Source organism: Microcystis sp. M061S2 (assembly GCF_020245605.1).
In the GTDB taxonomy this organism is placed as follows: Bacteria; Cyanobacteriota; Cyanobacteriia; order Cyanobacteriales; family Microcystaceae; genus Microcystis.
In genome coordinates this window covers 27,265-43,822 of the sequence record NZ_JADBUP010000006.1, presented here as the reverse complement: position 1 = coordinate 43,822, position 16,558 = coordinate 27,265, and the positions used below count along the sequence as shown (strand labels likewise).

The 16,558-nt window shown below is 42.4% G+C and carries 18 protein-coding genes; 8 read left to right on the top strand and 10 right to left on the bottom strand.

Annotated features, from left to right (window positions below; genetic code table 11):
- On the top strand, nucleotides 1–643 hold a 643-nt coding region (locus IM475_RS01075; protein WP_287726390.1), incomplete at its 5' end, for an Rpn family recombination-promoting nuclease/putative transposase.
- Between the two features lie 233 nt (nucleotides 644–876).
- On the opposite strand, the gene IM475_RS01070 is transcribed toward IM475_RS01075, so the two are convergent.
- Genes IM475_RS01070 through IM475_RS01060 form a run of 3 tightly spaced genes read right to left on the bottom strand, consistent with a single transcriptional unit; the run spans nucleotide 877 to nucleotide 3,358 of the window.
- Entirely contained in the window at nucleotides 877–2,055 is a 1,179-nt protein-coding gene (locus IM475_RS01070; protein ID WP_287726389.1) for an LL-diaminopimelate aminotransferase, read from the bottom strand.
- 16 nt (nucleotides 2,056–2,071) lie between these two features.
- Nucleotides 2,072–2,434, bottom strand: coding sequence for a thioredoxin family protein (locus IM475_RS01065; RefSeq protein WP_287659626.1), 363 nt, complete (start codon nucleotides 2,432–2,434; stop codon nucleotides 2,072–2,074).
- Between the two features lie 45 nt (nucleotides 2,435–2,479).
- Entirely contained in the window at nucleotides 2,480–3,358 is an 879-nt protein-coding gene (locus tag IM475_RS01060; protein ID WP_287726387.1) for an ABC transporter permease, read from the bottom strand.
- Nucleotides 3,359–3,556: 198 nt separating this feature from the next.
- On the opposite strand from IM475_RS01060, the gene IM475_RS01055 reads away from it, so the two are divergent.
- From IM475_RS01055 to cobT, 3 genes are read left to right on the top strand one after another with little or no spacing between them, the layout of a single operon-like run.
- Nucleotides 3,557–3,790 carry a hypothetical protein gene (locus tag IM475_RS01055; protein WP_002739069.1) on the top strand — a complete coding sequence of 78 codons (234 nt, stop codon included), beginning with the start codon at nucleotides 3,557–3,559 and terminating at the stop codon, nucleotides 3,788–3,790.
- Entirely contained in the window at nucleotides 3,778–4,188 is a 411-nt protein-coding gene (locus IM475_RS01050) for a type II toxin-antitoxin system VapC family toxin (RefSeq protein WP_002738349.1), read from the top strand. Before IM475_RS01055 ends, IM475_RS01050 begins: the two co-directional genes overlap by 13 nt.
- Before the next feature lie 27 nt (nucleotides 4,189–4,215).
- Nucleotides 4,216–5,286, top strand: a complete 1,071-nt coding sequence (gene cobT / locus IM475_RS01045; RefSeq protein WP_287726385.1) for a nicotinate mononucleotide-dependent phosphoribosyltransferase CobT — start codon at nucleotides 4,216–4,218, stop codon at nucleotides 5,284–5,286.
- Between the two features lie 80 nt (nucleotides 5,287–5,366).
- Here the strand turns inward: cobT and IM475_RS01040 are convergent, their stop codons facing one another.
- The gene (locus tag IM475_RS01040) at nucleotides 5,367–7,988 is read right to left on the bottom strand and encodes an O-linked N-acetylglucosamine transferase, SPINDLY family protein (protein WP_287726383.1); all 2,622 of its coding nucleotides are present in this window, start codon (nucleotides 7,986–7,988) and stop codon (nucleotides 5,367–5,369) included.
- A gap of 247 nt (nucleotides 7,989–8,235) precedes the next feature.
- Between IM475_RS01040 and IM475_RS01035 the strand changes: the two genes are divergently transcribed.
- Nucleotides 8,236–9,291, top strand: a complete 1,056-nt coding sequence (locus tag IM475_RS01035; RefSeq protein WP_287726382.1) for a Fe(3+) ABC transporter substrate-binding protein — start codon at nucleotides 8,236–8,238, stop codon at nucleotides 9,289–9,291.
- 195 nt (nucleotides 9,292–9,486) lie between these two features.
- Here the strand turns inward: IM475_RS01035 and IM475_RS01030 are convergent, their stop codons facing one another.
- The 5 genes from IM475_RS01030 to IM475_RS01010 form a co-directional block, all read right to left on the bottom strand.
- Nucleotides 9,487–10,101, bottom strand: coding sequence for a DUF938 domain-containing protein (locus tag IM475_RS01030; RefSeq protein WP_287726381.1), 615 nt, complete (start codon nucleotides 10,099–10,101; stop codon nucleotides 9,487–9,489).
- Nucleotides 10,102–10,390: 289 nt separating this feature from the next.
- A complete protein-coding gene (locus tag IM475_RS01025) occupies nucleotides 10,391–10,582 on the bottom strand; it encodes a hypothetical protein (protein WP_287659633.1) in 192 nt (63 codons plus the stop codon).
- Between the two features lie 142 nt (nucleotides 10,583–10,724).
- The gene (locus IM475_RS01020; protein ID WP_287726380.1) at nucleotides 10,725–12,059 is read right to left on the bottom strand and encodes a TrkH family potassium uptake protein; all 1,335 of its coding nucleotides are present in this window, start codon (nucleotides 12,057–12,059) and stop codon (nucleotides 10,725–10,727) included.
- Nucleotides 12,060–12,068: 9 nt separating this feature from the next.
- Complete coding sequence (locus tag IM475_RS01015; protein ID WP_287726378.1) at nucleotides 12,069–13,217, bottom strand: glycosyltransferase family 4 protein; 1,149 nt, start codon at nucleotides 13,215–13,217, stop codon at nucleotides 12,069–12,071.
- Nucleotides 13,218–13,386: 169 nt separating this feature from the next.
- Nucleotides 13,387–13,542 carry a DUF2256 domain-containing protein gene (locus IM475_RS01010; protein WP_287726377.1) on the bottom strand — a complete coding sequence of 52 codons (156 nt, stop codon included), beginning with the start codon at nucleotides 13,540–13,542 and terminating at the stop codon, nucleotides 13,387–13,389.
- Between the two features lie 36 nt (nucleotides 13,543–13,578).
- On the opposite strand from IM475_RS01010, the gene IM475_RS01005 reads away from it, so the two are divergent.
- Entirely contained in the window at nucleotides 13,579–14,379 is an 801-nt protein-coding gene (locus tag IM475_RS01005; RefSeq protein WP_287726376.1) for an RNA methyltransferase, read from the top strand.
- 27 nt (nucleotides 14,380–14,406) lie between these two features.
- On the top strand, nucleotides 14,407–15,588 hold the full coding sequence (locus IM475_RS01000; protein ID WP_287726375.1) for a serine hydrolase: 1,182 nt from the start codon (nucleotides 14,407–14,409) through the stop codon (nucleotides 15,586–15,588).
- A gap of 3 nt (nucleotides 15,589–15,591) precedes the next feature.
- On the opposite strand, the gene IM475_RS00995 is transcribed toward IM475_RS01000, so the two are convergent.
- Nucleotides 15,592–15,858 (bottom strand): glutaredoxin family protein, encoded by a 267-nt coding sequence (locus tag IM475_RS00995; protein ID WP_002750529.1) that lies wholly within the window; start codon nucleotides 15,856–15,858, stop codon nucleotides 15,592–15,594.
- Nucleotides 15,859–15,866: 8 nt separating this feature from the next.
- On the opposite strand from IM475_RS00995, the gene IM475_RS00990 reads away from it, so the two are divergent.
- Nucleotides 15,867–16,106 carry a hypothetical protein gene (locus tag IM475_RS00990; RefSeq protein ID WP_287726373.1) on the top strand — a complete coding sequence of 80 codons (240 nt, stop codon included), beginning with the start codon at nucleotides 15,867–15,869 and terminating at the stop codon, nucleotides 16,104–16,106.
- The last annotated feature ends 452 nt before the right edge of the window (nucleotides 16,107–16,558 follow it).

Here is a 16,558-nt window from a genome sequence, read left to right as displayed (position 1 = left end):
TCTCCATACCGAGTTTCAAACCGACCCCGACTCCAAAATTCCTTTCCGAATGCTCGATTATCGCATTCGCGTCTATCGTCGTCATCCCCAAAAACAAGTGCGTCAAGTGGTAATTTATCTGCGACGCAGTGATTCCCCCCTCGTGCGAGAAAATACCTTCCGTCTGGGGGAAACTTTTCATTCCTTCCAAGTTATCCGTCTTTGGGAAGAAAAGACACCACAATTTTTCCATCATCCCGGTTTATTACCCTTTGCTGTCCTCAGCAATACCGATGACCCCGAACAGGTGTTAAGTCAAGTGTCCCGTTCTTTAGAAACTATCTCTGAAAAACAGGTGCAAAGCAATCTCGCTGCCGCTACCAGTATTCTCGCTGGGTTAGTATTAAATCGAGAGACGATTAAAAATATTCTTCGGAGTGACATTATGAGAGAATCCGTCATCTATCAAGATATTTTAGAGGAAGGCGAGGAAAAAGGACGGCGAGAAGGCGAGGAAAAAGGACTACAAAAAGGTAAAGACGAAAAAGCTCGACAAATTGCCATGAAAATGCTATCTGCTGGCTTTCCTGTCCCAGAAATCGCCCAATTTACCGATTTATCCCCCGCAACTATCGAGCAATTACAAAGACAGCAGCACAATTAAAGCTTTTAACTGCAAAGGGTGGGGAATTAGCAAAATTTTGCCTCATCTCCGCACCCCACACCGATTAACGACGTTTAGCTATGGGACGCACCACTAAACCACTACCTAGTATGCCTAGTCCGATAATACTAGAAAGTTTGGGAGTGGACACATTACCAATATCACCCGGAATATCAGCAGCAACAAGGCGAAAGTTATCGATTGCAGCATAACCACTGCTGAGAATATCGGTTTTATCTCAAAAAAGCCCCAATTTTCTCCACGGCAGCCTCTAGAATATCGGGATCGTGAACTAAGGCAAAACGCACATAACCCTCGCCACCCTTGCCAAAACCGGAACCGGGGGAAACAGCGACACCGGTTTGGGCCACCAATTGCCGACAAAAATCGACGGAATTACCCGGCCAACTGGGGGGAATTTTCGCCCAAACGTACATAGTGGCGGCCGGGGTGGCAACTGGCCAACCGATGCGATTTAGGGCATTAATAAACACATCCCGACGTTTTTGGAAGATAGCGACGGTTTCTTTGACTGAATCTTGATTACCGGTTAAAGCAGCGATCGCACCGTTGAGAATGCCCAAATACTGATTAAAATCAACCATGGCTTTAATCTGTCGCAAAGCCATAATTAACTGCGGGTTGCCAATGGCGAAACCGATGCGAAAACCGCCCATATTATAGGACTTGGAAAAGGTAAAAAACTCGATCGAATTAGTTTTATCTCGATCGGCCTGTAAAATTGACGGGGGGGGCGATGTTCCCTCAAAAAAGATGTCTAGATAGGGAAAATCGTGGATTAAGACTAAATTATGCTGACGGCAAAAATCAACCGCTTTTTGGAAAAATGCCAAAGGTGCGATCGCTGTGGTGGGATTATGGGGATAACTCAAGACCATCAGCTTCGATTGTGCCAGCACTAGGTCAGGAATGTCTTCTAAAACCGGCAGAAAGTCATTTTTTGCCAAAATTGGCATTCCGTACATTTGACCGCCGGCAAGGGCAACACCGCCCAAATGGGAGGGATAACCCGGATCGAGGAGCAGGGCAAAATCTCCGGGGTTGAGAATGGCCAAAGGTAGATGGGCCGTGCCTTCCTGAGAACCAATTAGGGGTAAAACCTCCGTTTCCGGATCGACGGGGACACCAAAGCGATCGCTATACCAGTTAGCGGCAGTTACTCGGAAGTCTCTGGTCCCATTATGGAGTAAATAGCCGTGGGTGTGAGGATCGTGGAGAGATCGCTCAATAGCATCGATAACATGGGGAGCAGCCCCAAGATCGGAGGAACCGAGCGAAAGATCGATAATGACATTACCCGCTTCTCTACTGGCAGCTTTTGCCCGATCCATATCAGCAAAAACGTTGGATTGTAGTGCCTGTAAGCGGTGTGCTAGGGTTAAGTTATTCATAACCACAGATACCTAATTAGCTGACATAGGTATCGATAAAAGATTGTAATTGTTGTTTGCCGATCGCCCCTTCATGAGTGGCAATAATTTCGTTATCTTTAAAGATGCGTAAAGCAGGAACACCTTTAACATCACATTTAGCCACCGAGTTGGGGTTAGGGTCTATTTCTAGTTTAACTACTTTTAGCCGTTCGCCGTAGGTTTTGGCCACCCAATCGATCGAGGGGGATACCAGACGGCACGGACCGCACCAACTCGCCCAAAAATAGACTAAAACGGGTTTTTCGACCTCAAAAACCTCTTTGTCAAACTTCTGATCGCTAATGACAGTTACGCTACTCACAGTATTTATTTCCTCACCATCGTTACTGATCATCATAGAGGTTCTGGGTAATTTTCGGCAATTATCCACTTCTACGCTTCCTTAAACATTAGGATTAAAGACATCGCGTAAACCATCACCGATAAAATTAATACTTAACACTGTGATCACGATAGCCAGAGCGGGAAAAATGACCAAGTGGGGGGCAGTTGTCAAGTAATCTTTAGCTTTAAATAACATTTGTCCCCAAGTCGGCACATCTGGCGGAAAACCCAAACCCAAAAAACTCAGGGTTGACTCGGTAATAATCGCATTACCCACCGCTAAAGTAGCCGCCACGATGATCATTCCCAAAACATTAGGCAATAAATGCACCCAGATTAAACGGAAAGGAGTGGCCCCCAAAGCAATCGCAGCCGAGATAAACTCCATCTCGCGTAATTTTAAGAAATTTCCCCGCACCAATCGCGCCACCGACATCCAATTTAAACCCCCGATCACCAAAACCACGAGGATAAAAATACCCGTTTCCGGTCCGGCGATTTTTTTGATGCTATCGCGAAATAGATAGACAATCAGTAAAAGTAGGGGTAATTGGGGCAAAGATAGGAATAAATCCGTTAATCGCATCAATAAGCCATCGATTGCGCCCCCGTAAAACCCGGAAATAGCCCCGATCGCTGTCCCTAGAATAATCGCGACTATCATAGCAGCAATCCCCACCGCCAAGGAAATTCGACCCCCCACCAAAATCCTCGCCAATTGATCCTGGCCCAGATCGTTAGTGCCGAAAAGATGTTTTAAACTAGGGGGAGCAGTGGTTTGACTAAAATCAATGGTATCGATGGGGACCCGATAAAAAATCGGACCGAATAGGACGGCAAGAATAATTATAATTAATGCGATCGCTCCTATTGTTGCCAGGGGATCTCGGTAAAAACGTCGCCAAGTATCGATAATTGCAGAAGACAGGGGAGACATAAGCTGTTAAGTGTTTAAATTACTTTTTGAGACGAGGCACTCTTGCATTAGGGGAGATTCCGCTAATCTAAGAATAAACGGTTTAAATGAGTCTTTTTAGTCTGCTGTATTTTAGGTAAAATCTCAAGATGAGTCCCTTTATTGAAGGAACCGTTGTGTTATAGTATAACTCAAGTTCAGAAAATAGAGAGTAAAACTATGACTGTTAAAGAACTTATTCAAACAGCAATTGATAATTTACCTGAAGAACAACTAGATGAACTTTATCAATTAATTAAAAATTTCACCGCCAGCAAAAACAACTTATTAGAAGAAAAACCATCCTTATTCAAACGTCATTTTCCAGTTGAGAATATGGTGGGTAAAGCTAAAATACTAGGTGATATGGTCAGTCCTATTGTAGATGAAGAAGATTGGGAATGTCTGAAGTAATTGTGCTTGATACTCATATTTGGTTGTGGTTAATAAATGGCAATTTTGACAGATTTCCCGAGCATTGGCTAGAAAAATTTGAGTTAGCAGAATCTCTCGGAGTTTCCCCCATTTCTTGCTATGAAATAGCCCTTGCTAACCAACGGGGGAGATTAGAATTAAGTTATCCCCTTCAAGAGTGGATTCAACAAGCTTTAACAGTAGCTAAAATAGATATATTTTCAATTACCCCCGAAATTGCCATTAGAGCCGTTAATTTATCTCCCATTCACAAAGATCCTTTTGACCGTATTATTATGGCTACAGCCCTAGCATACGGGGCAAAACTGGCTAGTATTGATAACTTATTTTCTAAATATGTTGAAATCAAAGATCATCTCATGGAGAGAGGGAAATAGTGATAAGTAAGAGGACAAAATCAACAGATGATTAAAATTTACACGGAAATCGAACGGGGGCAAAATTGGTTAGAGCGCCATCAAAAATCTTCTCCGATATTTGCCCTAGTTTTAGGTTTTACCGAGACAGGATTAATCCCCGGAATCTCCACCGCCGGTGCTACCCCAGAAGATAGAAAATATACAGCGATCGCCGATGCCGAATTTATCGTTAAAGGAGTTTCTCCCCATCCCCGTTATCCCCTACCACCCCTAACGGTGGGAGCCTCCCCTGCCTATATTACCCGCGCCGTGGTGGAAAAATTAGCCATTCCCGTCCGGGTTTTTAACGCCGGTTTACCCTTGCCCCCGGCCGTCGATTATATCGAACTGGGGGGACAACCGGCCCGTTGTCTCTCCACCGGCCGCGCCCTGGACTTGACCATAGTAAAACACCTGTTCGCCCAAGGATTAGCTTGGGGAGAAAAACTAGCCCGCCAGTCTAGTTATCTAATTATCGGCGAGTGTGTGGTCGGTGGCACCACCACCGCCCTCGCCATCCTCACCGGATTGGGTTATCGAGCCAACGGCAAAGTTAATAGCAGCCATCCCCATTGCAATCATGCTCAGAAACAGGCAATAGTTGAGCAGGGATTAGCCCGAAAAGAAATTTTTGATCCTTTTGAGGTAATCGCCGCCCTAGGCGATCCTCAGCAGATTTTCGTCGCTGGCATGGCGATCGCCGCCAGTCGGCAGGGTGGGGTACTCCTCGCCGGAGGAACCCAAATGTTAGCCGTTTCTGCCCTAATTAAAGCTCTAGTGGCTAAATATGCCTATCCAGTTAACTGGGAAAATATCATCGTCGGCACAACTCGCTGGGTAGCGGAAGATAAAACGGGGGATACGGTGGGATTAGCCCGAATGATCGGAAAAGTGCCTTTATTATCCACAAAATTAGACTTTTCTGCCTCTAAATACCCGGTTTTGCAAGCTTATGAACAGGGTTTCGTCAAAGAGGGAGTCGGTGCGGGGGGATGTGCGATCGCCGCTTATCTGTACCGGAATTGGACTAATCAAGATTTGCTCAAGGCGATCGAAAATTTAATCGGGTTTCAATGATAGCATTTATCTTAATGATTTCGTTTGGGGGAGTCGGTCGTCGGATGTGAGTTTTTTAAATTTTATCTAGCTCTAAAGTTTTATTTACCTTCTCCTACTAGAGATTGATAAAATCTTTCTAGACTTTCTACAGAGGTTTGATCGTTAAATACTGTATCGATATTCATTTTAGTATAATCTTTGATTTTTTGTCGCCATTGATTATCTAAACCTAAACGGATAGCAATTTCAAGATAGTGATTTTTATCCGTAGCAATTGTCTCGGTTATGCCTAATCTTTTCAAGATAGCATAGGAATGTCTTCCGCGCATAAATTCCCCCGGACAGGTAACAACTGGCAGCTGACAGGCAATTGCTTCTAAGGTGGTATTTCCCCCCGACCAACTTAAGTTATCCAAATAGATGTCTGCTAATAGGTTAAGCTGAAAATAATCATTTTGTTCTAATTGTGGCATCATTACCCCGTAATCTTGCCAATTGAGTCCATACTTATCAAAAGCTTGACTTAATCTCGACTGAAAGCAATGGGTCACAAATTCGCTACGATGACAGATAAAAATAAAGTGGCTGTGGGGAACTTGTCGGGCAATTCTAGGAAAAATATCGTCATTTTCTGGCAGATATTTAAATAAACTCTGACAGTTTAAATAGATGATTTTATCCTCGGCTAATCCCATCTCTAAACGAGTTTTTCTCTGGGGAGGAAGGGAAGGTTTAGGATAGGCAATACCTAAATTGGATAAGCGAATTAATTTTTCACTGTAGTGATTATCTCCCTCCGTGGGTTCCATTAATTCACTGGAGATAAAATAATCAATGGTTGGTAATCCTGAGGTGATTGGATGTCCCCAAGTTACACATTGTACTGGAGCTAAACGCAATCCTGCTAGTTGGGTAGTACGAGCATCCATACCAATATCTAAATAAACCAGAATATGTAACTGATTATCTAAAATATGTTGAGCAATTCTTTCTATATTGACCAGATTATCAAACTGATAAAAATAATCACTTTGCTCTTGATATTCTCTCGTAAAATTATCGAAGATGTTATTAATATCTATTCCATAACAATAAATTTCAAATTGTTCTCGATTTCGCCACTGCAACCATCCTTGAAAAAGTTTCGCTACTGTGTGATGACGCAAGTGAGCAGAAATATAGCCAAGACGGATTTTTCTCGTAGGCATGGTTAGGGTTTTCACCCAATTAGGAAAGTTAACCGAGGCAATTTTATAAACTAATTCTCCATATTTTTTTTGTAGTTCTAAATCATTTTTGGCTTGATATTGAAGATAAAAATTAGTTCTTAATCCAATATTTTTCCAAGCCTTTTGTTGTTGATTGTTAGTGTTTAAATCAAGGTTTTCCAAGATATTATCTAACCGTTTCTCGTAGTTTGATCGATATTGCATAATATCGGCTTGAGTTGTGTAAACTATTGGCATTAAACGCATTAATTCTAACTTCAGAGATAGGTGATCGGGAAGATACTCTAAGGCCGATTTAGTTGCTTGAATTGCCACCTCGATCGGATAATTATTTTGTAGTAACCAAATTAGGCGCAAATGTAAATCAATATTTTCTAGATGATAGCTAATGCCTTTTTTATACACTTCCAAAGCTTGTTTTTCTTCTTTAAGAATGAGATAGCAATGGGCGCAATTTAAATAAAAGTTGCTGTCCTCTATTTTAATTGCTAATAATTTTTGATAATAGTTTAATGCTAATTGATAGAGGTTTCTTTGATAAAAATAATCACCTGAGTAAAGATCCGCTCTTTTTTGGTCAGCTTGCAGAATTTCCCAAAGGGAGAGATTTTGACTAATTTCTCGTCTATCTCCTGCCAGTTGTTGGGCCTTTTTATAAGCATTTTTTGCCTCTGTCCAAGCTTGTTTAACTAAATAGACATTGCCTAAATTGATGTAGAAAGGATAAAAATCAGCTTGGTTATTAATTCCCTGCTGATAGATTTTTTCGGCTGACTCTAGCTGCCCTAGTTTATAAAATAAATTGCCCAGTTTATTATAAGCATCGACAAAATTAGCCTTGAGATCAATCGCTTTTTGATAAGCTGATAAAGCTAGATTTAAACGTGATTGTTTTTCTAGCACCATGGCCATAGTATAATGATATAAGGCTTGATTTTCCTCTAATTCGATGGCTCGTGCTAAACAGTTAAAAGATTCTGTTAGTCGGTTAATTATATAGTATAAATATCCTAAATCGTGCCAGATGTAAGCTAATTGTTCACGCCAAGATAAAATTCTTAAGTAAAAGTCCTCAGCTAAAGTATATTCTCGCCGATTAATTGCCTCTTGCACCTCTTGAAGACAGGAGTTTATCGCAGTCAGGGCATAATTTTCTATCTCTTCATCGCCTTCTATTTCTTCTAATTCTAGCCACGGAAGATAGATTAATTTAGCTTGGCCAAACTGCCAGCAATCAAGATTTCTAATTATCTCTTTTTTGAGCAGCATAATTAAATCCTGACTGGACTCTGATTCTAACAGCCAAAATAACCAAATTTCTTGCGCTGTTGCTTGCTGCCCTAGCAGCAGATAAGCTAATCCCAGATAGGGATAATAATCAGTCACTTCCGGATGAACCGCCAGTGCTTGCTGACAAAATAACAATAATTGATCATGGTCTCCCGATGCTAACATTAGCTCGATCGCTTGTTGGTGATTACTGTTGATCATTATCTTGACTCTCGCTGCTTTTATTCCACAATACCCTCGATCGAGCTTAGGGTAACATTTTGGGCTTATTGAACTTAACTAGCGATAGATTCGAGGATTTATTAGCCTCATTAAAACAAAAAACCCTGATTTTACCTTGATTTTACCCCATCTACCGCCCTAGCCCAACAAATAATTTTTCGCACAGATAAGAATTATTCTCAATAGCTGTACAATAGGAAAAGACAACTTTACCAAGAATCGAGCAATGAACGATAAAATAACTCGTAGAGTCTTTCTAGGCGCGGGAACAGCCACCTTAGCGTTAGCAGTGGGTCAATTAGGGAAAATAAACGAAGTTTCCGCCCAAACTAAACAATTAAACCTCTATTCCTCCCGTCACTACAACACCGACCGACGATTGTATGACAACTTCACCCGACAAACGGGAATAAAAATTAACCTCGTGGAAGGGGAAGCAGACCCATTAATCGAACGGATCAAAAGCGAAGGCCGCAATAGTCCTGCCGATATACTCCTGACGGTAGATGCGGGGAGATTATGGCGGGCCGACCAACAGGGAATTTTTGCCCCGGTCAATTCCCGCATTCTCACCCAAAGAATTCCCGCTAATTTGCGTCACCCCAAAGGTCACTGGTTCGGGTTTAGTAAACGCTTGCGGGTAATCATGTATAACAAAGACAGAGTTAACCCCAGAGAAATCGATTCCTATGGGGATTTAACCAATCCCAAATGGAAAGGAAAAGTCGTCACCCGGTCATCCAGTAACATCTATAGTCAATCTTTTACCGCTTGGTTAATCGACATCCAAGGGGAAGCGGCCGCAGAAAAATGGTGTCGAGGATTAGTGGCTAATTTTGCCCGTCCACCCCAGGGAAATGATAAGGCACAAATCGAAGCTGTCGCCGCAGGAATTGCTGATTTAGCCCTAGCTAACACCTATTACTTAGCGGGGTATGCCGAAGAAAAAGACCCCGCTAAACGGGCAATTTATGACCAAGTAGGCGTAATTTTCCCCGACCAAACAGGGCGCGGCGCTCACGTTAATATTAGCGGTGGTGGTTTAATTAAAACTGCCCCCAATCGAGAATCGGCAATTAAATTTTTAGAGTATCTTTCTAGCAATGAAGCACAGAACTTTTTTGCTAAGGGTAATCAAGAATATCCCGTCGTTCGAGGCGTTGCTTTAGACCCTGTTCTAGCAAAACTCGGACGCGGAAAAGAAGATACCGTTAGTGTGGCTAATTATGGTCCTAATTTAGCCAAAGCAGTACAGGTAATGAATCGCGCCGGTTGGAAGTAAGTTATCAGTTATCAGTTATCAGTGGGAATTATGAATTATGAATTATGAATTATGAAGTTAGGAAAATTGAAGATAGATTTTGGGTTCGATCCCCCCTGCCCCCTTGATAAGGGGGTGCCGATCCCCCCTTAGTCCCTCCTTAATACCCCCTTAATAAGGGGGCATCTGACAGTTTTTAACACCTAACTACTTATGTTAAGGCAATTGAAATAAAACCGAGAGATTATTAGCGGGCATAGGAATTACTTCTAACAATTGTAAACCTCGATCGCTCGCTGCTTGCACCACATCTTCTAAATTCCTAACTCCCCAAGCAGAGTTTTGAGAACGGAGAGAAAAATCAAAGCTTTCATTACTAGGAGAAGTATGTTTTCCCTGTCGTTTATAGGGACCATAAAGATAGAGAATTCCCCCCGGACTGAGAAGGCGACTCGCTCCCGCCATTAAAGCTAAACAAGCGGACCAAGGGGCGATATGAATCATATTAATATTAACAATGGCATTAATGACGATATTTTCCGTCTCTATCGCCCAAACTGACTGATGAACATCGATAAATAGGGGGCGAGCGAGATTGGAACTAGGACAATAATCGCACCAACTGCGAATACTATCTAGAGCCAGAGGGTGACAATCCGAGGGAATCCAACGACAAGGAGCAAGACGAGGAGCAAAAAAAACAGCGTGTTCACCCGTGCCGCTAGATATTTCTAGGATATTCCCAGTCTTTGGTAAAAATTGGCTGAGAACTTCTAAAATCGGCTGACGATTGCGTTCTGTTGCTGGAGCGTATTGACGTAAATCAGACATAATTAGGCTTTGCGGCAAAAAGTTTGTTGGTGGGGTTAGGAGTCGGTCGTCAGTAGCCAGTCGTCGGGAGGGGAAGTCAGAATAACAGAATGACCTCGCACGTCTGGAAGCGGAACCCTTCGAGACTGCCAATAGTGGTCGCGTCCAGTGCTAGGGCGATTCTTTCTATAGTTATAGGCAGTAAACTGATGACCCACACTAACAAAGGTGCAAAACAACTGCTTATCTCAAGAGTGCTGCGCTTTTCTCCTTTTTTCGCTTTCCAGGACTCATACCATTCTTTCAGTCTCTACCTGACTGTGTTGGGTTTTTCCTCGTTGACTGCCGCAATCAACCTCGACACCTGAGTCAAACTGCTCGATTTGGTCATGACCATGCCAAAACTCCAAGTTGCCAATCCGATAGCTTGCGGTATTGACAAATGGGGCAGATGTTCTGATTCTATGCACGACCACTGCTTGAGATATTTGTTGTTTAGCATTGTCTTTCACGATGCTCCTCTAAATCTCTAGCTTGGTTTTCTCACCATGAGTATGTGACTGCTCACCTTTTTGTAATAAACCTACACCTGTAAGCGATAGGCGGGGGGAGCTGAGAGTTTTTAACACTTACCTACTTATTAATTATCCCACTAAAAGGTTTTCTTCGGGGTAATTAATAACTGTTGGTTTCGGATCGCCGATAATAGCCGCTATTAAAAGTATAACTCCTACCCGTCCCAAATACATCATAAAAACAATAATTAACTTAGAAATCGGTGATAAAGCGGCAGTTATACCCATAGATAGGCCGACAGTTCCAAAGGCAGAAACTACCTCAAAAAACAGTTGAATCATTTGAAAATCTGTCTCCACAAATGAGATAGCTAGGGTGGAGATAATAATCGCTATAACCGAACCAAAAACCACCGCCATTGACTTTAAAATTAACGGCGTGGGAATGCGCCTTTGATAGAGAGTAACTTCTTCACGGCCTCTTAAAACCGAGCGGGTACAGTTGTATAAAATCCTAAAGGTTGTGGTTTTAATACCGCCCCCTGTACCGCTAGGACTGGCACCAATAAACATCAAAGCCATGGTAATTGATAAACCTTCTACGGAAATTTTACCAATATCAATGGTATTAAATCCTGCTGTTCTCGATGTTACCGATTGAAACCAAGCGGCCAGCAATTTATCTTTAATTGATAAATTAGCAAAAGTGTCACCATTTCCCTGTTCAGTAAGTAAAAAAGCCAAGGTTCCTATCACTAATAAAAATATAGTTGTACTGATAGCAACTTTATAGTTAAGGGAAAAAACAAAGCCTTTTCGTTTATATTGAAAGCGGTAAATAAACCAAGTGTAAAACTCGATAATTACCTGATAGCCGATACCTCCAAAAATGATCAATCCTGTGATAGATAAGTTAATAATAATTGAAGACTGATAGGACATTAAGTTATCTTTAAACAAGCCAAAACCCGCATTATTCCAGGCACTAATACTATGGAATAAAGATAACCACACCGCATATCTAAAATCATACTTTTGGGCGAAGACAGTTAACATAATAAAAGTTGCTGTTAACTCAAAAACTAGAGTAGTAGCAATCACTGATTTCATTAAACTTTGACTACCTTGCAGGAAAGGTCGATCAAAGGATTCTTGAATCGCTAACTTCTGTCTCAGGTCAAATTTTCGCCCAATTAATAACATTAAAAAAGTGGTAGTGGTCATATAACCCAAACCTCCCACTTGCACTAATAAAGCAATAAATAATTGACCCCAAAAAGAAAAATAAGTACCCGTATCTACTACTGCTAAACCCGTGACACAGACGGCAGAAGTGGAGGTAAAGAGGGCAACAATTGGGTCATTCCAAGTGCCGCTAGTGGTAGAAACAGGCAACATCAACAGGGAAGTTCCCGCTAAAATTACCGCAATAAATCCCAAGCAAATTGTCCGGGCAATCGTCATATAAATTCCTTAGTGAAAGTAGCTAAGAGAAGATTGTTTTTTGGATAACACTTCTTGATAAACTAACTGTAAGCGGTCAATATTTTTGCTAAGAGTATAAGAGTCTAAAACTCTTTGACGGGCTTTTTGTCCTAAAATTGTGGTTAATTCGGGATGATCTCGTAAGACAGGCAAGAGAGTTTTTAATTGGGTAATTAGTCCTTTAGTATCTAGAACTATTCCCGCACCTTTTAACACTTCCCCATCGGCCCCCACATCCGTAGCCAGACAAGCAACACCGCAGGCCATCGCTTCTAAGAGGGAAATCGATAAACCTTCCACTAATGAGGGTAAAATAAAGCCGTCAACCCCGCGCAAAATTTCAATTCGTTTATTTTCATCGCCGATAAAACCTAACCAGATAATACCATCTTCTTCTCCATAAAAAGGTTTGAGGGAAGGAGTCAACGGGCCATCACCAACAATGAGCAGTTTGCATCTATCCCCTAAATTGGTTTTTTTCCAGGCTTTCAATAAAGATTCTACATTTTTCTCTGGCATGATCCGACCGAGATAAACAAATAAACAATCGGCATTATATTGAGATTTAATATTCGATGGTCCTGGACAATACTTATTAATATCAACCCCATTGGGAATAATTGCTAATTTTTCTTCGGGAACTCCCAATTTAACTAAAAAATCCCGTTGAGAGGTGGAAAAAATAATTACTTTATCGTAATTAGCTAAAAAAGGGGCGTGTAGTTGGTAGGTTAATAATTGGGTACTGGAGATGAGATTGCGAATTTTACTATCAAAAGCCGGGTGAAAAGTCGCCACCAGAGGCAAATCTAAGGACTCACAAATTTCCGGTAGCAGAAAATCGAGGGGAGACAGGGGTAAGGACGCATGAACTAGATCGGGTTTCAGTTCCCTGAGTTTATCCTGTAGAACCCGACTCGATTTCAGGGTGGGAATAGTATAGACTTGGGAACTATAGAGACGTGGCAGGGTGATTTCGTCGTAAAAGTCCGGCCAATCGCTGACGGTGGGTTTTTCGGAAGAAAAATGTAGAAAACTGACTTGATAATCTCGATCGAGCAGGGAATTAGTCACTTCTCGCCCATAGGTAACGTTACCGCAAAAAGGAGATTTTTTTCCTAACCAGGCAATGTGCATTGAGATTCTCTTAAGAAAAAGTTAATTTAGCCAAGTATCAGCTTACTAAATTAGCCGTAAAATTAAAAGCTAATAGAGTACCCAAGCAAAATTAATTACCCATCTAAGTCCTCAGCTAAAAATTGCCCTTTGCAGGAGTGCCTATTTGATATTTAAAATTCTCGGCTTTTTACTGATTGGCCGAGGACTTGCGACGACGACAACGTTCTGAACAGTATTTGACCTCATGCCAACATTTTTGCCACTTTTTGCGCCAAGTAAAGGATAAACCGCAAACGGGACAAATTTTACTGGGAAGATCGGACTTCGATATCTGACGTGCCATGATTAAAATTAAAAAGTCAAAAACTGCGCCTTATCTATGAGTGTAGATGAAAATAATCAGAGTTCCCCACTCGATCGCCTGAGAATTATTTTGGTCGAACCAGCAGGAGCCTTAAATGTGGGTTCCACCGCCAGAATTATGCGGAATATGGGCTTAAGTCGCTTAATTATCGTCAATCCTGCCTGTGATATCCTGGGAGAAGAAGCGCGACGCATGGCAGTACACGGGATTGAAGTCCTAGAAAACTGTTCACGGGTAGCCACCCTTGGGGAAGCTTTGCAGGGTTGTCATCGCATCATTGCCACCACCTCGAAACCCCGTCACCTGAATACTCCCCTCGAAACACCCCGGGCCGCCTTACCCTGGTTACTCACCCCTAACCTGGAATCGGCCTTAATTTTCGGGCCAGAAGACCGGGGTTTAAGTAACAGCGAACTGAACCACGCCCAGCGTTTTGTCGGTATTCCCGCTAATCCTCAATATTCCTCCCTCAATCTCGCCCAAGCGGTGGCGGTTTGCTCCTACGAACTGTACCAAATGGCGACGGAAAATAGGCTCGAACCCCGGTTAGAAACGCCCCCTAATGCCACTTTTGAGGCTCTAGAAGCCTATTATCAGCACTTAGAGAGCTTTTTGCTCAAAATTGGCTATCTTTACCCCCACACCGCCGCCGCTAGGATGGAGAAATTCCGGCAATTTTATCATCGGGCCCGGCCCACGGTGGAGGAATTAGCCCTGCTGCGGGGTATTATCGGTCATATTGAAAGTATCGGGCAACTTTTTCTCGGTCTTGATAGTCTCAAGGGCAAGAAAAAAAAATCTCCTAGCGATCGATAATAAATCTGGATACCCTTGAGGAAAACCGTGACTCGTCAAGTAACTCGTCGTCCTACTAAAGTCCAATCCGGCCCTGGGTCCCCTAAGTCCATGGACTCAAACAATAAAAAAAGGTCTTTACCAGTTAAAAAGTCGCAAAAACAGCGTAAAAATAACCTAATCGCCTCTTTTATCCTTCAGGTTCTTCGCTTCTCTATCCTTGGTGTCGGTTTAGGTGCGATCGCTGGTACGGTTTTAACGGTGGTGGATCCGAGCAAATTACCCCTACATCCAAAACCCACCGCTACTAATTCCCCGACTCCCCAACCCGTCACCCCGAAACCGACCACGTTAGTTTTAAACGAAAATCTCAGCAGCCTCAACCAGAAATTACAGGCTTTAGCGGTCAAATATCCGAAATTACAGGCGGGAGCTTTATTTATTGACCTCGATAACGGTGCTTACGCTAATTTTCGCGGAGATACTATTTTTGCCGCCGCTAGTACGATTAAAATCCCGATTCTGGTGGCCTTTTTTGAGGATGTGGATGCGGGAAAAATTCGTCTCGATGAACCCCTTGTGGCCACTAAGGATGTCATGGCCAGTGGGTCCGGGGATATGCAGTATCTAGGAGCGAATAAAACCTATACTGCCCTAGAAACCGCCACTAAAATGAACGTAATTAGCGATAATACCGCTACTAATATGTTAATTAAGCGCATGGGAGGCAAAAAGGCTCTTAATCAGCGTTTTCAAGCTTGGGGTTTGACCAGTACGGTAATTAATAACCCTTTACCTGATTTGGAAGGAACCAATACCACAAGTCCGAGAGATTTGGTGACAATCTTAGGAAAAGTTAATCAAGGGGAATTACTCAGTTTACGTTCCCGAGATCGTCTATTGAATATTATGCAGGAAACGCGCACTCGCACCCTGCTGCCCCAAGGTATCGAGAAATCCGCCGATATTGCCCATAAAACCGGTGATATTGGCTCGATGTTAGCGGATGCGGGGATTATTGATATGCCCAACGGGAAACGCTATCTAGGAGCAGTGATGGTCAAACGTCCCCACAATGATAGTAACGCTAGGACTCTGATTCAACAAATATCGCGCACGGCCTACCAACACTTTAAATGGTATCAAACTCAACCCCCAGCCAAACCGCAACCGGTCGCCCAATCTTCTCCCTCTCCTAGTCCGGTCGTTATTCCTAGTCCGGGTAATTAGCCCCTAGGTTAAATTATTGGCTAAAAGACGGGCCAATTGTTCGGCATTTGCCCGGGGGGAAAGACGAGGAAGGATTTTTTCCCCCGTGGCTAGTTTTTGACAGAGGACGGGGATTTCGTACTGATAAGCGTTAAACCAATCCTCTCGACTGGTAATGTCCCTAATTTCTAACTGCCACTCCGGTTGACGGATTTTTTCTAGTTTCTCTAGCAACCCTTCGCAAAGATGACAGTCCGGTTTACTGTATAAAATTAGTTCTATGGTAGTCATAAATATTTATGTTCATTACCTCCACGATTAGTCTCTCATCAACCATTCTACAAACTCCCACACCCACACCGACTTTAAATAATAATTTAGTTAATTCAGGTAGTCAAGATCTAGTCTATATCGGTGTGTTTCTTCTGGCAATTACCCTAGTTGTGGTTATTGGTATTATCAATCAAAAAATTGAATACGCTCTCATTTTTGCCGCCACTCTCACTATTATTTTAATTGCTTTCCTCTGGTTTTTATAAGTCCTTCAACTAAGGAAATTGAGGGCAAATCCCCCTTAATAAAGATTAACGGCTCTCGTTGATTCACCTTCACCAAATTGTTAACTAATTCGAGTTCAGACTTGACAAAAATCTCCCTAGGACCGAGCGGAAGATTAAGGGCTGCATCCCACATTTGCAGAAATACCGACAATCAGCAATTATCAGTGACTATTAAATTGGTACAAAAATATGAACAATCGCGTGTAAGCATCTCACCGAAAAACTAATGCGCTCCGGGGTTTGGGGGGTAGAACCCCCCAAAAGCTTGGATTGAGTGATAAAACCGAAAGTAACGGCCGATTTTAGGAGAAAGTTTCCCCTTAAAAATCGCAACTTAGTCGATTTACAAAAATGAGATGTACCCCAAGCAAAACGATCGGACTTATAATATAAGTGTATTGATTGTGGCTTGTTGCTAGAATCACCCCAAA